Below are 18,225 nucleotides of genomic sequence, written 5' to 3' on the forward strand. Positions count from 1 at the left end.
TTTTCCGCTGGGCTTTTGCTTTTGCTTGTCGACGCCTACGGCACCCAGCCACGATTTCTGGTACAAAATGAACAGATGTTTGCATAAGGACATGATTAATAATGCGGTGGTGAAACGATTCTCTACCCTCGGCGCCCTCCCGCTGGAAAGCGTCAGCATCCGCCGCGAGGAGCAAACCCCGATGACCTATTTCATGACGTTTTCGGAGTCGATGAAGGCAATCCGCCCCACCGACGGCTTCCGCCTGCGCATGCCCACCAAACAAGGAACCGACATCGAAGTACACCTCTACCAAACCAAGTTCCGCGATGGGCCCAGCTGCCTGGTCACAGTCCCCACAACACCAGCCAACCTCACAGCACTCGGACTCGACGCCGACCTCGAGTACCCACACTCCTGGATCATCCCACCCTTTGGCATGCTGAGCGGCGCCTTCAAAAAGGGAGGGCCTTTCATCCGCGACGGCAAACTCGACTCCATCCCCATCGACCTCAACAAAGTCGCGATATTTGACGAGCACGAGGTTTACAGGCCTGACCTAGGCTGCTTCGTCCCAGAACACCTGTCCAACACTCTCCCCTGGGGCACGACGCCAACTCCACTTGATCGAAGCGACTGGAAGATCAAAATGTGGGTAACAACCGTGGTGACCAGACCCGCCACAGAGGAAGAAAGAAACTACCTCCTCGTCCCCTGGACCGATTTCAGCATGGGTTTTCTAGACTTGTGGCTCGAACAATACCGCTGCTGGCACAAGGGTCTCCCCATCCCCACAGAGCTAAGTGATCCAGAAGAAGACCCCGACTACTCCGACAGCACTACACAAGAAACCCCAACCGGGCTCACAGTTGCCACCACCGTCCTTGATGAATCAGCAGGCGACGACGCAGGTAAACACCAGCTCACCCTCGAGTGTGCAGTCGGCAGCACCCTCGACGAGCACGTCAAAACCATCGGATACGAGGCCAACGGCTACTTCTTCGAAGCTCTCGCCACCTACTGGGCGAAACAAAACAACGTCGCCGGACTCTGGATGGACCCCACCGCCGACCGCATCACCATCCTCGGCGCACCAGGACAGATCACCCCGCTCAAAAGCCACATCCTCCGCCTCACCCGCCACCTCCCAAGGCTCGACGAAGCAGTCACGCAAGCAGCAGAAGCAGGCATCGAATTCGACTAGCCCCAAAGAAGGAAAAACTCGTGTCCCTAAGACTCGTCTTCGACAGCCCCAAAGGCTACCGCCCCAAAGCCGGGCAGCTCTACCTCATGAAAACCACCGCCGGATTCATCCCCGTTGGGATTACCTCTACCGAAGCCTTTTTCGGCAACTGCGTCATGATTCATCCCTACCGCGCACTCGTTCGCGACACTAATGACGCCAGCTACTACCCACTGGTGGAAAAGAACGAGCTGCTCATCCCACCGGTGATGATTGCCAAAAGAGACTTCAAGAAGGGCGGCGACTTCACCAAAGTCACCGACAAGAATGCCCCATCGCCTGTGCCCTTCGAGAAGTATTACTACTACCTACACGCGAACGTGTGGAACCCTGAGGAACTAGCCTTCGTACTTGCCTATCCACCCTACCCAGACGATCGGCTACCTAAGTTTCAACCAATGGATGAGCGCACGATCCACTACACCATTCACGACTCCAACCCACCACAGGGAGGCACGGTTGATCAGGCGCCCGAAGGCACTTATTTCATCGTTGGCCAAGGCGTGATGATGGATCTCCATCTCGAGTTCGCGCTTGAAGACGCCCTTTCCTATTACGGTCTCATCGACACCCCACGTCCTCCGCACGCCGACCTTTCCGACGACGAACCCGCCTACAAAGAGGCAACCACGACCCTCACCCCAGAAGAGTTCCTCCACCTCGCGGATCTCGAGAGCACCACCAGCGTCTTCGCCGCCATGGACCAAGTACCCGATGCAGTTGCTGCGGCCATCACCGAGACCGGGCACGAACCCAACGGCTACCTGTTCGACGGTCTCGCCACCTACCTCATCAACCAACAAGGCCTCGACCAAAAGGGCATCGAGTTCGACAGCGAGGCTGGCATGTTCAGCATCCTCGGCAACACAGAAACACTCACCACACTCCACCAACTCCTCACCGAACTCCTCCACAACCCCTCACTCCTCACGGCCACAATCCGAGAGGCAGAAGCCGCAGGCTTCGACTTCGACGACTAGGAGCCAGGTGCCGTAGGCGTCGACAAGCGAGTTCAGGCACGGCGGAAAGGCCCATGGCCTGTTGTTTTCTTACTACTGCGTGACGAGCGGAGAGGTGATCGGTTCCCCTATCGCATCGGATAGAGCACGCGCGAGAGGCTCAGACAAAGAGCGCGCGTAGGTTCGGGACAGGTGATGCTCGTCGAAGAAGACCGGGACCCCGCCGATCACGCCCGAACACTGCCCGGAGGGACAGATGAAAGCGTCCATGGTGACCACGCTCAGGCGGGAGTCGGCAAGTTGCTCCCCGCCCTCAGCGAGGTAATCGGTCTGCTGGATCTCGGAAAGCGGCACCACGCAACCAGCCTCTTGTCCGCCTAGCGCCAGCGTGCACGCGGGGCCGAGGCGCGGGCCATCGGAGGGGATGTCCTTGAGCACGACGAAGCGGGTCTGCGGGTTGGGGACCGTGGTCTCAAAGTCGCGCAGGGCCGAGGCGACCTTATCCTTCAACCCGCTAGCGTCATCGCCGGGAGTAACCGTGGAGGTCTGGCGGGAAGAGAAAAGAACCAGATCGGGGCCTTCCGTCGCCGTGCGTTCAGCTACCTGGCGTGCCCAGTCGATGCACATCTGCTTATGGGGGTCGGTGCCGGGCAATTGCGGGTGATCAATCGGCAGCGCCGAACAGGCGGACCGGATCTCAAAAGTGAACACCCACTTGTTCTCCCGGGCGATGTTGATGAAGGCATGCGCCCAGTGCTCCGCGTGTGAGTCACCGATCAGCTTGATCGACTTGTGCGGCTGCCCGCCGCCGAAGTCGCACCGGTAGATCCGCTCCGCGCCCTCGGCGATGCGGATGTCATTGACTACCGCGCACTCGGCCGGATATCCGTCCCACGGTGCCTCATCAGGAGTCGCGATCGGATACGCGGCCGCGGCGAAGGGGCTGTCTGGGCAGCTCGCGTTTTCCGGCAGCAAGATGGTCGCGCCGAAGCAGTTCGGTCCGCCAGCGTAGACATTAAGGCTATTACGGTTGCTGGTCCCCGCGGTGTGTACCCCAACAGAGGCCATCATCCCGCTGAGCACCGCCACCCCGACCACCGTCGCTAGCGCGATGCCCAGGGTCCTACGTGCTGAGGAGTTGAGGAAGGGCGATCGCTGACCGGGATCCTCAACGAGGATCTTCGTAACATGCGCCAGGCCGATGCCGACCAGGACGATGGCCAGCTTGTGAGCGGTTCCCAGCTGCGTCTTGAGCGCGAAGGGAGCCACGATGATGATGGGCCAATGCCATAGATAAAGAGAATAGGAAAGGTCGCCGATCCGCTGGATGATCCGTTGGTCCGTGATCGCTGACAATACTCTCGGGGATTGTGGACCAGCGGCGATGATCACTGCGGTCGCGAGCGTGGGGACGAGGGCAGACGTACCGGGGAAACTCACCGCCTGGTTGTATGTAAATCCACAGGCAAAGAGAGCCAACCAGCCGATCGCCTGCAACGGGACGCGGGCGCCGTGGCACCATCCCGGCAGACGCCAGGGCGCACGGTGAAAGAGCCCCACGAGGGCGCCCAACCCGAACTCCCACGCGCGGCCGAAAGTGTTGAAGTAGGCGCCGGTGGGATTGTAGGAGAGCTCGGCCTCGGAGTAGCAAAGGGAAGCGACCGCCACCACGAGGACCATGCCGGCCAGCGGTGCCGAGGACTGTTGGCGGTGCCGCCCACGGCCCGCCCGCCGGGGGGCACCGCTACCGCGGTAGGCGGCGACGAACATCCCTCCGAGCAGGACCGGCCACAGCAGATAGAACTGTTCTTCGACGGACAGCGACCAATAGTGCTGGAAGGGAGTGGTAAAAAGCCCCTGAGAGAAATAGTCCGTGGCCGAAGAGAAGGCCGCCCAGTTTTGGAAGTAGGCGGTGGCGGCGAAACCCTCAAAAGCAATCTTCTTCCACAGGGTGCCGGGGAGGAAGAGCACCGTCAAGAGCAGGGTGTTGAGGGTGACGAACAGCGCCGCCGGTAAAAGGCGCCGGGCCCGTCGCGCGTAGAACCGCGGGAGGTTGATTCCCTTTCCAACGCCTAGCTCCTTGTGCAGATGGCTGGTTATGAGAAACCCGGAAATCACAAAGAAGACGTCGACGCCAACGAAGCCGCCGGTGAATCCTTTGGGCCACAAGTGGTTGAACACCACGAACAAGACGGCTAGCGCCCGCAGGGCTTGGATGTCTGTGCGAAGGACGCGTCCTTGTATATTGGTTGTCCGGCGGGTTGACGTCGTCACCGCTGCCACAGCAAAGTCCCCCACTTCCCTCGTTATTTCCCAGCGAAGTATACAGCACCGAGCGAAGCAGATTAGGGGAAATGCTGAGCGCGCCTAGTCCCATACCGAGCGCCAAAGGGCCCTAGTGCGGGTGTGCGACCGGGCGACGCATGGAGGCTGGATATCGAACACGCTGTTTTCGATTTCCAGGCGCGCGCACGTGGTGGTGTTTGTGTTCTGGGAAACGCCCACCTCAACTCTGGATGACCAGACTCGCCGGGCCTTATTCTTGCTGGTCACTACGCCTATTCCCGCTGAGTGGGACGTCGAGGAACCGCGAACGCTCCGCGCCGATAGCGAAAGTCGGCTGCCCTTCTCCGCCAGCGAGGCTCTTCTCCTCTTTTCGCGCCCTCGCCATCACAATGGGCGCCTTCCGGTTAAGGCCATTCGCGGTCGACGTGCCCCTCAATTGAAGGTCACCCGGCCGATCTTTCTACCTCGGCGGCAAGGCGCCGGCATTCAAAAAGGACAAGGTTGCCTGGGGCCCGTGGAGGCAAGGCCGTAGGCGTCGGCAAGCGAATGTAAAACGAAACGCTAGGTCGTGGCCCAGTAGTAGGTGAATACGCCCTAGCCGGTCAAGTCCGAGTAAGTGGTGTATCTGTCCTTCCTGAATCAGTGGACTAGAGCTGTGCTGGTGTCGGGGGCCGGCACGGGCTTGGATTCGGGGCATTAGGCGGCCTCCTCGGCCGTGACGGTGTTCGCGTCGATGGTGTTGGCGGCGATAAGTGCTCGGGTTTGCTCCAGGCTTGCCAGCGACATGTAGCGTTTCTGCTGAATCCAATCATCGTGCTGTTCGGCTAGCACAGCCCCCACTAGGCGCACTACCGCAGCCCTGTTCGGGAGAATTCCGACAACGTCGGTACGCCGGCGGATTTCCCGATTAAGCCGTTCCGTCGGGTTATTCGACCACACCGTCGTCCACACAGCTTTCGGCGTGTTCGTAAACGCCAAAATCTCCTCCAACGACTCTTCCACATAGTCAGCGACCTCAGGGAAACGCTGGTTGCAGAACTCCACTACTTCCCGGGCCTGGTCCCATGTTGACCTAGCATCAGCTTGCTGAAAAATGGAATGAACCATCCCCGACAGTGTTGTCCACCCACGCTTAGAGACCTTTGAGGAAAGGTTCTTGGCAAAATGTGTTCGGCACTGCTGCCAACCAGAGGTAGGAAGAACCTGGCAGACCGCGGCCTGGATACCCAGGTGAGCATCACTGGTAACGAGGTAAACCTCGCCAAGCCCACGGGCTTTCAAATCCTGGAAGAACCCAGTCCAGGATTCCACGGACTCCGATGTTGCTACCTGCATGCATAGCAGTTCCCGGTAGCCGTCGTTGTTGACACCGGTGGCGAGAAGCACGCTGGTTTTCACCACCCGTCCGCCTTCACGAACTTTCATGGTCACCGCGTCACACGACAGGTAGTAGTACGGGCCCTGGTCTAGTGGGCGGGTTCGAAAATCGTCGACCATGGTGTCGAGTTCTTTGGCCATGTCCGAGACTTGGGACTTCGACAGGTTGGTGATCCCGAGGGTGGCGACCAGGTCGTTCATTCTGCAGGTGGAGACTCCTTTGAGGTAGCACGTTGCGATAACTGTGGTTAGGGCCCGTTCGGTGCGAGTGCGTCGCTCAAGAAACCACTCGGGGAAGAAGCAACCACGGCGCAGCTTCGGGACGGCTACATCGCTAGAGCCCACACGGGTATCCAGCTGCCGGTGGCGGTAACCGTTTCGGGAGTTGGTGCGACTATCGGAGACGGTGGCGTAATCAGCACCACAGACGCTATCGGCTTGGGCAAAGAGGATCTGATTGATGAAATCGCCAAGCATCTGGCGCATTAAGTCTGGGGAGGCTTGGGCCAGTAATTCTTCGAGATACTCGGTGGGATCGATATGATGAGGGGCAGCGGCCATCGCGGGTGCATTCCTTTCGAGGATAGGTAGAAGTTGATTCGAAAGGTACCCGCGATGGTCGCCGCATTCGTTCACAACACCTCCATCAGCGGGTCACAGATACACCACGCTAGCGGACGCAACCCTCGTGGGGACGATCGGCGCGGCCACCGTCATCGGGATGCTGCAGTCCAGGTAGCGCTTCGGTGCCGTAGGCGTCGTGAAGCGCAAAAAAGCCGATGCCAGACGGCATCGGCCCTTTGCTTTCCTACGTCCTAGACGTGGGTATCCTCGCCCAGCAGGTGGACGTGGATCATGTTGGTGTTACCTGCAACTCCCGGAGGGGTACCGGCCACGATGACCATCATGTCGTCGCGCGAGTACTGTTCCATGGCGAGCAGCTGCTTGTCGATCTGGGCAAGCATGTCGTCGGTGTCCTTGATCGGCGGGGTCAGGAAGGTCTCCGCGCCCCAGGTCAGAGCCAGCTGGCTGCGCACGGCCTGGGACGGCGTGAACACCAGCAGCGGCAGGTGGGAGTGGAGGCGAGCCACGCGCTTGGCGGTATCACCGGAGGAGGTGAAGGCCACGAGAGCCTTGGCGTTGAGGCGCTCGGCGATGTCGCGTGCGGAGTAGGAGATCACGCCGCGCTTGGTGCGCGGGATGTGAGCCAGATCCGGGACGTGGCCGTCGGTCTCGGCGTAGGCGACGATGCGCGCCATGGTGCGGACCACGTTGTGCGGGTCCACGCCGACGGAGGTCTCGCCGGAGAGCATGACTGCGTCGGCGCCATCGAGGACGGCGTTGGCGACGTCGGAGGCCTCCGCACGGGTCGGGCGGGAGTTCTCGATCATGGAGTCGAGCATCTGGGTGGCCACGATGACCGGCTTGGCGTTCTCGCGGGCGATCTGGATGGCGCGCTTCTGCATGAGCGGCACCTTCTCCAGCGCGACCTCGACGCCCAGGTCGCCGCGGGCAACCATGATGCCGTCGAAGGCGAGCACGATGGACTCGAGCGCGTCGATGGCCTCCGGCTTCTCCAGCTTCGCGATGACCGGGACGCGGCGGCCTTCCTCGTCCATGACGGCGTGGACCAGCTCGACGTCCTGCGGGGAGCGGACGAACGACAGGGCGATGAAGTCGACGCCCAGCTTCAGCGCGAAGCGCAGGTCGTCGATGTCCTTCTCGGACAGGGCGGGCACGGAGATGTCCATGCCCGGAAGGGAAACACCCTTGTTGTTGGAGACGGGGCCGCCCTCGACGACCTCGCAGACGACGTCGTTGCCGTCGACTTCCTTGCAGACGAGGGCAACCTTGCCGTCGTCGACGAGGAGGCGATCACCGGGCTTGGCGTCCTTTGCTAGGCCCTTGTAGGTGGTGGAGACGCGGTCGTGCGTGCCCTCGACATCGTCGATAGTGATGCGGACGATCTCTCCGTTGTTCCAGACGGTAGCACCGTCGGTGAAGCGGCCGAGGCGGATCTTCGGACCCTGCAGGTCAGCGAGGATGCCGACCGCCTTTCCGGTTTGGTCAGTGGCTTGACGTACCCACTTGTAGTTCTGCTCGTGATCGGCGTGCTCGCCGTGCGACATGTTCAGGCGAGCGACATTCATGCCGTCCTGCACGAGTCGCAGGATGGCGTCCTGGCTGGCGACAGCCGGACCGAGTGTACAAACAATCTTTGTGCGACGTTCCATGCGCTCAAGCCTAACCCCCTGCGGCCCGCGGTGCTAGGAGTATCGCTGTCTGTTCACACATTCTTTGCCCGAACGGCGGTTTGCGGACGAGTCCCCCGCCCCCAAAAACAGACATGAGCGGGCACAATCGAAAGCAAGTGGTCGGAATACCTTAGGGGGCGATCTTCGTCACAGTATCGGCGTTTGCGCACGGCAGCGGGCTTTTTGGCCGTCACTGACAGGCGCGGATTTGGCTACGTCTGTGGAAATGTCCGGTTGATGACCGTTTTGCGCAAACTGCGACCCGGATCGCATTTCGGGGCCGAGGTTAAGCTCGTCCCTTCTTTCCCGTTCCCGCCGCTTTCTTCCTCTCGCGGGGCCTGATGCGGCTCGAGGTGGGACGTGATTCTGGGGGTGAGCGATGCCTTCGCGCCGTTGCCTGGCCTCCCCTTGCGGCCCCGGCACCGGGCGCTAGCGGCCCTCCGCCGGGCCGTCCTCGTCGCCAGCACTGGAGGGCTGGGCGGAGGTCGCCGCCGGCGCGCCCTCGCCTGCCTCCCCCTCGACGGACTTCGAAGCCGTTCCGGCCGGGCTGGCCTCCGCCGGGGTCTCGCGGCCCTTCTTCAGGGTGAAGAACACGACCACCGCGATGAGGAACACGACCACGGAGACGATCTCGTTTATGCGGAAGCCGAACACCATCGTCGCCTCGTCCGAGCGCATGGTCTCCACCACGAAGCGCCCCAGCGTGTACCCGGCCACGTAGAGGGCGAACACCCGACCGTGCCCGAGCCGGAAGCGCTTGTCGGCCCAGAGCAGGAACGCGAACACGATGAGGTTCCAGACCAGCTCGTAGAGGAAGGTCGGGTGAACCGTGGCGATGATCTCGCCCGTCGAGTGGCCGGTCAGCGGCGCGTACTTGCCCGCGTCGTCGACACGGTAGAAGATCTCCAGCGCCCACGGCACGTTCGTCTCCGCGCCGTAGAGCTCCTGGTTAAAGTAGTTGCCCAGGCGCCCGATCGCCTGCGCCAGCACGATGCCGGGGGCGATGGCGTCCGCGAACGGCGCGAACGGGACGTTCTTGTGCTGCAGGTAGGCCCACACCGCGAGCGTTCCCAGGATGACCGCGCCCCAGATGCCCAGGCCACCGTTGGTGATGGCGAAGACGTTCAGCGGGTTGCAGTCGGAGCAGAAGTACTTCTGGTTGTCGGTAATAACGTGGTAGAGCCGACCGCCCACGATGCCGGCGGGGATGGCCACGATGGCGGCGTCCCACACCACGTCCGAATTACCGCCGCGGGCGCGGTAGCGGCGCACCCCCACCCACAGCGCGACGACGATGCCGGTGATGATGCACAGCGCGTAGGCGCGGATCGGGATGGGGCCCAGCTGCCACACGCCCTGTGGGGGCGAGGGGAAGGCGGCGAGTGTGCTCACGTTCATGACAAGGGGTCCTTTTGTAGCTTCTCGTGCGGTTTTCTAGGCCGAGGCGAGCCAAGCGCCCACGACGCGCGGCCGCGCTGGCCATGGTTGCCCGGCGCTGGGTGCCATTATTCCCTAGAAGGGCACGAGGGGTGCTGCCCGGCGGCGACCAGCGCCCTCGTGAACGCCCGCGGCGACGCCGCGCGGACCAGTTCCTCGCCGATGACCACGGCATCCGCGCCGGTGGCGGCATACGACAACAGCTCGCGGGCGTTGCGGACGCCGGAGAGCGCGACGCGGATGGTCTCGGTGGGAAGACCCGGCGCGATCTCGGCGAAGGCCTCGCGGTTGAGCGTCATGGTGGTGAAGTCGCGGGCGTTGACCCCCACGACGCGGGCACGCGCCTCAATGGCGCGGTTGGCCTCCTCGACGTTGCGCACCTCCACCAGCGCCGTCATGTCGAGCGACTCGACGCGGTCGATGAGCGACTCCAGCCGCGGCTGATCGAGGGCGGCCACTCGCAGCGGGATCATGTCCGCGCCGTAGCAGCGGGCCTCGTGGATCTGGTAGGGATCGACGATGAAGTCGCGGATCATGATCGGCACGCTCACCGCCCGGCGCACGCGCGCCATGTCCTCCAGCGAGCCGTGGAAGCGGCGGCGCTCGGTCTGGCAGGCGATGAGGTGCGCCCCGCCAGCCTCGAATTCGCGGGCGAGCTCCTCGGGCGAGGAGATGTCGGCGATCATGCGGCCGGGGGTGGCGCGCTTGATCTCGGCGATGATGCCGCAGCCGGGGGCAAGCAGCGCGGCCATGGCGTCGCGCGGCGGGTCGCACTCGCGGGAGCGGGCCTTGATCTCCTTGAAGGAGACCTTCGCCTCCCTCGCCGCGACGTCCTCGATGACGCCCGCAATGATTTGGTCGAAGACCGATTGCATGGCGGCACCTTTCGATCGTGGCGGCGGCGGTGTGCGTCGCGCGCGACCGCCTCGCTCGTGTTCTTGTGCTTCCGAGATTACTGTGTCGCCGCGCCCGAAAAGAAATCACCCTGTGGTTTAGGCCACCCTTGAGCTCGCCTCCTGCCCCACACGGAAGCAGGTGCGCTGGGCTTTTTCGCTTTTCGACGCTAAAGCCTACGGCCGCAGGTCCTCGTCGGTCGGGTCGATGTCGGCGTCGATGGCGTCCCAGAGCACGCGGCCGGAGTCGGGGTCGGTCTCAAGATCCTGGCGAACCCGGTCCTGGCGGGCCTGGGCGCGCTCGTACTGCGAGCGCTTGGCGCCGTCGACACCCGGGCGCAGCGCCAGCACGACGCCGCCGAACAGGGCTACGGCGCAGCCGATGAGCGCCAGCGACAGCGCCGGCACCTGGACCGCCATGTTGGAGATCTCCGCCCAGCCGGACAGGAGCGCGCCCTTGTCGGCGTGGCTAGAGGAGTTGTCGGAGCTCAGCAGCCCGAGCACGCGGGCGGAGTCGGGCTCGCCGAGCAGCAGTTGCATCGGCGCCCACGCGGCCCCCGCTGCGGCAAGGGCGGCGATGACCCCCACCGCGCGGCGGCCGAAGCGCCGCAGCGCAATGCCCGCGACGCAGGCGGCGGCCAGCAGCAGCGACACCGCGGTGGCCTCGGTGGACCACAAAGAGCCGATGAGGTCGACGGTCTTCTCGCCCGACTTGTCGTCGAAGGCCGTCACGGAGATCCACGACAGGCGCGAGGCCCACCACAGGGCGCCCGCCCCGACACCCACGAGGAGGCTCGCTACGACATTCGTTTTTGCCATGATGTTTCTTCTTGCCTTCCGGCGCCGTGCCCGGCGCCACGGGGTTCGTGATCGAGCTTAGGTTCTAGAGCAGCTTGTCGGCGTCGAAGCAGGTGCGGTCGCCGGTGTGGCAGGCCCCGCCGGTCTGGACCACCGTCACGAGCACGGTGTCGCCGTCGCAGTCGAGGCGCACCTCGGTCACGGCCTGCACGTGCCCCGAGGTCAGCCCCTTGATCCAGTACTCCTGGCGCGAGCGGGAGTAGTAGGTGCCGCGTTTCGACGCCAAGGTGTACGCCAAAGCGTGCGAGTCCATCCACGCCATCATGAGCACCTCGCCCTCGACGGACTGCACGATCGCGGGAACGAGCCCCTTCTCGTTGAACTGCACGCGCCGGGCGATCGCGGGGTCCAGGTCGTAGTCGGCCGGGTTTTCGGAAACGTTGGGGGTATCGATCATAGTTGTCCTCCTTTGCTTGGCCGAACTAGCGGCGGACCTCGAAGCCCGCGTCGGCGATGGCCTTTTTCACCTCGGGGATGGAAACCTCGCCGAAGTGGAAGATGGAGGCGGCGAGCACCGCATTGGCGCCCGCCTCGATGGCCGGCGGAAAGTGCTCTGCCTTGCCCGCGCCGCCGGAGGCGATGACGGGGATGCTCACGGCCTCGCGCACCTTCTCGATGAGCTCGAGGTCGAAGCCCTGCTTCGTGCCGTCTCCGTCCATGGAGTTAAGCAGGATCTCCCCCACCCCGAGCTCCTCGCCCTTCTTGGCCCACTCGACGGCGTCGATGCCCGCCGAGCGGCTGCCGCCGTGGGTGGTCACCTCGAAGCCGGACGGCTGCGGCGGGTTGCCCTCGGGAACGCGCCGGGCGTCGACGCTCAAGACGATGCACTGGGCGCCGAAGCGCCGCGACAGCTCGCTAAGCAGCTCGGGGCGGGCGATGGCCGAGGTGTTCACGCTGACCTTGTCCGCGCCCGCGCGCAGCAGCTGGTCGACGTCGTCCTCGCTGCGCACGCCGCCGCCAACGGTGAGCGGGATGAACACCTGCTCGGCCGTTCGGCGCACGACCTCCAGCATGGTGCCGCGGCCGTCCTTGGAGGCGGAGACGTCGAGGAAGGTGAGCTCGTCGGCGCCCTCGGCGTCGTACCTCGCGGCGAGCTCCACCGGGTCGCCCGCGTCCTTTAGGCCTTCGAAGTTCACTCCCTTGACCACGCGGCCCTGGTCCACGTCGAGGCAGGGGATCACTCGAATTGCTACAGCCATGTCTTTCCTTTAGTTGAATTTCTAAAAAGTCTAAAAATAGTCACCTGTGCGGCGGGGAGCTAGTCCTCGGCGCCGTCGTGCTCGTCGTCGTCCGGCTCGACGTGCTTATCCAGATGTACCGGGAAGCGGTACTTCTTGACCAACTCCAGGATCGTGGAGTGCCCCCGCTCCGAGCCGACGACCGCGCCGGTGGATCCCGGCACCCACGGGTCGCCGTTGATGTCGGTGACCACGCCGCCCGCGGCGCGAACGAGCGCCACACCCGCGGCGTTGTCCCAGAGGAAGGGGCTAAAGGACACCGCGCCCTCGAAGATCCCGGCGGCGGTGAACGCGAGGTCGATGCCCACCGACCCGGTGATCCGCGGGCGCAGGTGCGTGGTGGTTAACCCCGCGAGCACGCCCTGGCGCAGCATGGAGGAAAAGCCAGAGTTGGCGGGCGAGGACACGCTGGAAAAGCCCACGTGGGCGGCGACGGCCGGGCGCTCCTTGAGCGGCGGCTGTGCTACCCCATTGACGAACAGCGGAGAACCCTTGAACGCGCCGAAGCGCTGGCGGGTGACCGGGACGCTGGTCAGGCCGATGACCGGCTCGTCGTCGACGATGAGGCTGAGCAGCACCGCGCACATGGGATTGCCCGCGGCGAAGTTGGCGGTGCCGTCGACGGGGTCGACGACCCACTGCGGCGAGCCCTTGTCGCCGCCGAACTCCTCGCCCACGACGGGGATACCGGTCAGCTGCTGCAGGGTCGAGCGCAGATAGCGCTCGATGGAGAGGTCGATCTCTGTGGCGAAGTCTCCACGGTGCTTCATGTGGGCGGGGGCGGCGCCGAGACCCGCGAGGAACATGTCCTCCGCGGTGTCGAGGACCGCCTCGCCGATGTGGTAGAGCTCGCGCAGATCACTCATAGTGCAGCAAGCGCCTCGGTGAGAGTAAAGCGGCCCTCGTAGAGCGCCTTGCCGATGATCGCCGAGTCGATCCCCTCGTCGGCGTACTTCGCGATGGCCAGGATGTCCTCGATGGACGAGATGCCGCCGGAGGCCACGATCTTCGCGTCGGTGGCCGCGGAGACCTCGCGCAAAAGCTCCACGTTCGGGCCCTCCAGGGTGCCGTCCTTGGAGACGTCGGTGACCACGAAGCGGGAACAACCCTGGGAGTCGAGCCGCTCGAGCACCTCCCAGAGGTCGCCGCCGTCGGAGACCCAGCCGTTGCCGCGGGTGCGCCACTCGCCCTCGCTTTGCAGCACGGCGATGTCGACGGCGACCTTGTCGCCGTACTCCCCCAGCACCTTCTCGATCCACTCCGGCTTCTGCAGCGCGGCCGTGCCGATGTTGACGCGGGAGGCACCGGTGGCCAGCGCGCGCTCGAGGGACTCGTCGTCGCGGATGCCGCCAGTCAGCTCCACCTTGATGTCTAGGTTGCCGATCACCTCGGCCATCATCTCGTGGTTGGAGCCGCGCCCGAAGGCGGCATCCAGGTCCACGAAGTGCAGCCACTCAGCGCCCTGGCTCTGCCAGTTGAGCGCGGACTCGAGCGGGCTGCCGTAGGACTTCTCGGTGCCCGCCTCGCCCTTGTTGAGACGCACGGCCTGGCCGCCGACGACGTCGACCGCGGGAAGAAGAGTGAAGGTCATGTTTATCCAGTCTAGTGAAAAGTTACGCGGGTTCTCGTGCTCAAGCCTAGAGCTGGCCCAGCCAGTTCTCGAGGAGCTGGGCGCCGGCGTCGCCGGACTTCTCCGGGTGGAACTGGGTCGCCCACAGCGCGCCGTTTTCCACGGCCGCCACGAAGCGGTCGCTTTCGTGTTGCGCCCAGCTCAGCTTCGGCGCCTCGGTGAGCCCGTCGCCCTCGAACTCCCAGTTGCGCACGCCGTAGGAGTGGACGAAGTAGTAGCGGGTGTCGGCGGGCATGCCCGCGAACAGCTGGCTTCCCTCGGCGGCCTCGACGGTGTTCCACCCCATGTGCGGGAGCACCGAGGCCTGCAGCTTCTCCACCGTGCCCGGCCACTCTCCGCAGCCTGCGGCCTCGATGCCATGCTCGACGCCCTTCTCGAACAACACCTGCATGCCCACGCAGATGCCCATGACCGGTCGTCCCCCGGCCAGGCGCTCGCCGATCATGCGCTCGCCCTTGATGGCCTTGAGCCCCTTCATGCAGGCGGCGAAGGCGCCCACGCCGGGCACGAGGAGCCCGTCCGCGGCGAGCACCACCTTCGGGTCGGAGGTGACGGTGACGTCGGCGCCGACCCTCTCGAGGGCGCGGTGCGCCGAGCGAAGGTTTCCGGAGCCGTAATCGAGCAGAGCGACTGTCTTCATGGTGGCTCATTTTAGAGCAACCGCCCGGCCTTCCCGCACTTCCGGGTGGGCTTAGCCTCGCGGTTGGCTGCGGGGCTGCCCGCCTTGGCGTCGGAAAGCGGCGTGCTCGGCGGAAACGAGCGCGAAACCGGCGGCGACCAGCCCCGCGCCCACAAGGAACGCCCCGCCGAACCCGATGGCGCCTGCCACCGCGCCGAGCAGCAGCGAGCCAACGCCTGTGCCAGCGTCGAAGGCCACGTTCCACGCGGTCGAGGCGCGCGTGATGCCCGCCCGCGGCACCCGGGAAAACAGGACGAGCAGCGCCTCGTTCTGCACGACGCCGAAGCCCGCGCCGAAGGCCAGCATGAGCGGCACCAGCCACCACACGGGCTCGTGCCCCACCAGCACCCACCACGTGCCCGCGATGCCCACGCCCGCGACCACAAGCCCCGGCAGCAGGAGGAATCCCGCGCGCTGGGTGCGGTCGGCCGACACGCCCGCGCCGTAGCGCGACACCATCTGCGCGCCGCCGACCAGCGACAACAGCACGCCCGCGATCGCCGCACCCGCCGCCGGATCGAGGTCCCGCGCGGCCGCCGGCAGGAAGCTCGACACCGCGCCGTACCCCATCGACACGCTCGACAGCGCCAGCGCGGGCACGAGCAGCCTGCCCCATTTCGCGTTGCTTGTCGACGCCTTCGGCGCGGAATCCTCACCCGCGAGCGGGGGCTCCTTTTCTCCGAGCGAGGGCTTGTTTTCTGCGAGCGGGGACTCCTTGTCTGCGAGCGGGGACTCTTTTTCTCCGAGCGGGGGCTCCACGCCCCCGCTCGCGGGATTGGGGATGATCAAGCACAACGCCGCCCCCGCGAGGCCTACCGCCGCGGTGAGCACGTACACCCCGGCGAATCCCGCCCAGGACGAGGCGATGGCAAGGCCGAGCGGGAGCCCCACCATCTGCGCGGCGCCGCCCGCGACCCCGACAGCGCCGGAGACCCGGCCGAGCGCGCTGGCCGGGACGAGCCTGGCCGCCAGCGCGTACTGGGTGACCACCAGCGTGCCGAAGCCCACCCCGCGCACCGCGGAGATCCCTAGGATCACCCAGGGGTTTTCGCTGAGAAGCTGCGCCAACGCGGGCAGCCCCAGGAAGGCGGCGGAGACCATCATCACGACCCGATAGCCCACCGCGTCGATGGCCCGAGAGGTGGCAAGCTGCGTCAGGACGGTCACGCCCATGAACGCGGCCGTCGTCGCGCCAGCCAGCGAGGCGCCGCCGCCCGCGTCCAGCACCGCCAGCGGCGCCACCGGCAGCATGAGCGAGAACGCCGCAAAGCCCGCGGCGACCGCCACGAGCAGGGGGAACACGCCGGGTGTGCGGGTGCTGGTCATGTCCTGGCTCCTTAGGGGGTTTCGCGGTTGGGTGCCGTAGGCGTCGGAAAGCGTGAAAAAGCCGCGAGGAAGCGACTCCCCGCGGCAGAGGCTGCGCGCTCTAGGCGAAGATCCCGACGGCCCACAGGATACCCGCGGCCGCGGCCATCACGGCGCAGGCGCCGAGGACGATGCTCAGCACCTTGTTGTCGTGCTTGTAGGTGGTCCACGCCCCGCCCACGAGCAGGCCCGCGACCAGGAACATGATGTAGACCAGCAGGTAGCTGCCCGCGCTGGCGTTCTGCGCCAGGATTGCCTCGCTCATGGCTTAGAGCGCCCCCTTGGTGGACGGGATGCCCGTCAGGCTCTCGTCGGCGGAGACGGCCTCGCGGATCGCGCGCGCCACGGCCTTGAACTCGGCCTCGGTGATGTGGTGCGGGTCGCGGCCGTAATGGCAGCGCACGTGCAAGGTGGTGCGCGAGTTCATCGCGAGCGTCTCGAAAAAGTGCTCGTTGATGACGGTGGCGTAGTGCCCGCCGATGACCGAGTGGAGCATGTAGTCCGGCTCGCCGGTGATGACGAAGTACGGGCGACCGGAGAAGTCCACGATCGCCTCGGCGAGGGTTTCGTCCATGGGCACCTGGAAGGAGCCGAAGCGCTTGATGCCCTTCTTGTCGCCGACCGCCTGGTCGATGGCCTGGCCGAGCACGATGGCGGTGTCCTCGACCGTGTGGTGCGCGTCGATCGGGGTGTCGCCCTTGGCGTGCACGGTGAGGTCGAAGGCGCCGTGGACGCCGAAGGCGGTGAGCATGTGGTCGAAGAACGGCACACCGGTGTCGATGTCGACCTTGCCGCTGCCGTCCAGGTTGATCTCGACCAGGATGTCGGACTCGCTGGTGGCGCGGTGGATCTTGCCGATGCGATCAGTCACGGGATTCTCCTTGGGGCTTTGTGGAGCTGGCGGCTAGCGCTGGCCAGCGATCTTCTTGGCGGCGGCGAGGAAGGCGTCGTTCTCCTCCGGCAGGCCGATGGTCACGCGAAGGTGGCCCGCGACGCCGACGTCGCGGATGAGCACGCCCTCGTCGAGGAACTGCTGCCAGGTTGCGTGCTGGTCGGCGAAGTTGCCGAAGAAGAGGAAGTTGGACTCGCTGGGGACGACCTCGAAGCCGAGAGCCTTCAGCTCCGCCTGGACGCGCTTGCGCTCGGCGACGAGCGTTGCCACGGTGGCAAGGGTGTCGCCGGAGTGGCGCAGTGCGACCAGCGCCGCGGTCTGCGACAGCGCGGAGAGGTGGTACGGCAGGCGCACGAGCATGACCGCGTCGATAAACGCCGGGTCGGCCACGAAGTAGCCCAGGCGGCCGCCGGCGAAGTCGAAGGCCTTGCTCATGGTGCGGGAGACGACCAGCTTGGCTGGGTACTTCGCGATGAGCTCGACGGCCGAGGGCTCGTCGGAGAACTCCGCGTAGGCCTCGTCGACGATGACGATGCCCGGCGCGGCCTCGACGATGTCCTCGATCACGGCCAGGTCCGTGGTGTCGCCGGTCGGGTTGTTCGGGGTGGTGACGAAGATGATGTCCGGCTTCTCGCTCGCGATGGCCGCGAGCGCGGCGTCGCGGTCGATGCGGAAGTCCTTGCCGCGCGGGCAGGAGACGAACTCTGTCTGGGTGCCAGCGGCGAGGATCGGGTGCATGGAGTAGCTCGGCTGGAAGCCCATCGCCTTGCGGCCCGGGCCGCCGAAGGCCTGCAGCAGCTGCTGGAGAACCTCGTTGGAGCCGTTGGCAGCCCACAGGTTGGACTCCTCGACGGCGATGCCGGTCTTCTTGGTCACGTACTCGGCCAGCGCGGCGCGCAGCTCCACGGAGTCGCGCTCCGGGTAGCGGTTGAGCTCGTGGGCCTGCTCGGCGATGCAGTGGGCGAGCTCCTCGATGAGCGCGTCCGACGGCGGGTAGGGGTTCTCGTTGGTGTTCAGCCTCACGGCGACGTCCAGCTGCGGCGCGCCGTAGGGCTCCTCGCCGCGCAGCTCGTCGCGTAGCGGGAGGTCTGCCAGGGTGATGCGTTCCATGGTGGAAAATGTACCTTTATATCG

General features: G+C 65.1%; 17 protein-coding genes. 2 read left to right on the forward strand and 15 right to left on the reverse strand.

Features of this window, described 5'->3' with window-relative positions:
• Positions 1–91: 91 nt before the first annotated feature.
• Positions 92–1,183, forward strand: coding sequence for a hypothetical protein (locus tag B843_RS08765; RefSeq protein WP_038595421.1), 1,092 nt, complete (start codon positions 92–94; stop codon positions 1,181–1,183).
• A 20-nt stretch (positions 1,184–1,203) separates the two neighbouring features.
• The gene (locus tag B843_RS08770) at positions 1,204–2,202 is read left to right on the forward strand and encodes an Imm51 family immunity protein (protein WP_025253138.1); all 999 of its coding nucleotides are present in this window, start codon (positions 1,204–1,206) and stop codon (positions 2,200–2,202) included.
• Positions 2,203–2,274: 72 nt separating this feature from the next.
• On the opposite strand, the gene B843_RS08775 is transcribed toward B843_RS08770, so the two are convergent.
• The 15 genes from B843_RS08775 to B843_RS08850 all read right to left on the reverse strand — a co-directional run bounded on the left by B843_RS08775 (position 2,275) and on the right by B843_RS08850 (position 18,201).
• Complete coding sequence (locus B843_RS08775) at positions 2,275–4,479, reverse strand: acyltransferase family protein (RefSeq protein ID WP_025253139.1); 2,205 nt, start codon at positions 4,477–4,479, stop codon at positions 2,275–2,277.
• A 684-nt stretch (positions 4,480–5,163) separates the two neighbouring features.
• A complete protein-coding gene (locus tag B843_RS08785) occupies positions 5,164–6,405 on the reverse strand; it encodes an IS256 family transposase (RefSeq protein ID WP_025253141.1) in 1,242 nt (413 codons plus the stop codon).
• A 254-nt stretch (positions 6,406–6,659) separates the two neighbouring features.
• Positions 6,660–8,078 (reverse strand): pyruvate kinase, encoded by a 1,419-nt coding sequence (gene pyk, locus B843_RS08790; RefSeq protein ID WP_025253142.1) that lies wholly within the window; start codon positions 8,076–8,078, stop codon positions 6,660–6,662.
• A gap of 450 nt (positions 8,079–8,528) precedes the next feature.
• On the reverse strand, positions 8,529–9,497 hold the full coding sequence (lgt, locus tag B843_RS08795) for a prolipoprotein diacylglyceryl transferase (RefSeq protein WP_025253143.1): 969 nt from the start codon (positions 9,495–9,497) through the stop codon (positions 8,529–8,531).
• A 107-nt stretch (positions 9,498–9,604) separates the two neighbouring features.
• Positions 9,605–10,411, reverse strand: a complete 807-nt coding sequence (gene trpC / locus B843_RS08800; RefSeq protein WP_025253144.1) for an indole-3-glycerol phosphate synthase TrpC — start codon at positions 10,409–10,411, stop codon at positions 9,605–9,607.
• A gap of 195 nt (positions 10,412–10,606) precedes the next feature.
• Positions 10,607–11,248 (reverse strand): TIGR02234 family membrane protein, encoded by a 642-nt coding sequence (locus tag B843_RS08805; RefSeq protein WP_025253145.1) that lies wholly within the window; start codon positions 11,246–11,248, stop codon positions 10,607–10,609.
• A gap of 64 nt (positions 11,249–11,312) precedes the next feature.
• On the reverse strand, positions 11,313–11,684 hold the full coding sequence (gene hisI, locus B843_RS08810) for a phosphoribosyl-AMP cyclohydrolase (protein WP_025253146.1): 372 nt from the start codon (positions 11,682–11,684) through the stop codon (positions 11,313–11,315).
• 25 nt (positions 11,685–11,709) lie between these two features.
• Positions 11,710–12,486, reverse strand: a complete 777-nt coding sequence (gene hisF / locus B843_RS08815; protein ID WP_025253147.1) for an imidazole glycerol phosphate synthase subunit HisF — start codon at positions 12,484–12,486, stop codon at positions 11,710–11,712.
• A gap of 59 nt (positions 12,487–12,545) precedes the next feature.
• On the reverse strand, positions 12,546–13,391 hold the full coding sequence (locus B843_RS08820; RefSeq protein WP_025253148.1) for an inositol monophosphatase family protein: 846 nt from the start codon (positions 13,389–13,391) through the stop codon (positions 12,546–12,548).
• Entirely contained in the window at positions 13,388–14,116 is a 729-nt protein-coding gene (gene priA, locus B843_RS08825; protein WP_025253149.1) for a bifunctional 1-(5-phosphoribosyl)-5-((5-phosphoribosylamino)methylideneamino)imidazole-4-carboxamide isomerase/phosphoribosylanthranilate isomerase PriA, read from the reverse strand. The genes B843_RS08820 and priA overlap by 4 nt, the downstream gene beginning before the upstream one ends.
• 46 nt (positions 14,117–14,162) lie before the next feature.
• Positions 14,163–14,795 (reverse strand): imidazole glycerol phosphate synthase subunit HisH, encoded by a 633-nt coding sequence (gene hisH / locus B843_RS08830; protein WP_025253150.1) that lies wholly within the window; start codon positions 14,793–14,795, stop codon positions 14,163–14,165.
• Positions 14,796–14,846: 51 nt separating this feature from the next.
• A complete protein-coding gene (locus tag B843_RS08835; protein ID WP_025253151.1) occupies positions 14,847–16,160 on the reverse strand; it encodes an MFS transporter in 1,314 nt (437 codons plus the stop codon).
• A gap of 100 nt (positions 16,161–16,260) precedes the next feature.
• Positions 16,261–16,464 carry a hypothetical protein gene (locus B843_RS08840; RefSeq protein WP_025253152.1) on the reverse strand — a complete coding sequence of 68 codons (204 nt, stop codon included), beginning with the start codon at positions 16,462–16,464 and terminating at the stop codon, positions 16,261–16,263.
• Positions 16,465–16,467: 3 nt separating this feature from the next.
• Positions 16,468–17,070, reverse strand: a complete 603-nt coding sequence (hisB, locus tag B843_RS08845; RefSeq protein ID WP_025253153.1) for an imidazoleglycerol-phosphate dehydratase HisB — start codon at positions 17,068–17,070, stop codon at positions 16,468–16,470.
• Between the two features lie 33 nt (positions 17,071–17,103).
• Positions 17,104–18,201, reverse strand: coding sequence for a histidinol-phosphate transaminase (locus B843_RS08850; RefSeq protein WP_025253154.1), 1,098 nt, complete (start codon positions 18,199–18,201; stop codon positions 17,104–17,106).
• Positions 18,202–18,225: the final 24 nt, after the last annotated feature.

This window comes from Corynebacterium vitaeruminis DSM 20294 (genome assembly GCF_000550805.1).
Lineage (GTDB): Bacteria > Actinomycetota > Actinomycetes > Mycobacteriales > Mycobacteriaceae > Corynebacterium > Corynebacterium vitaeruminis.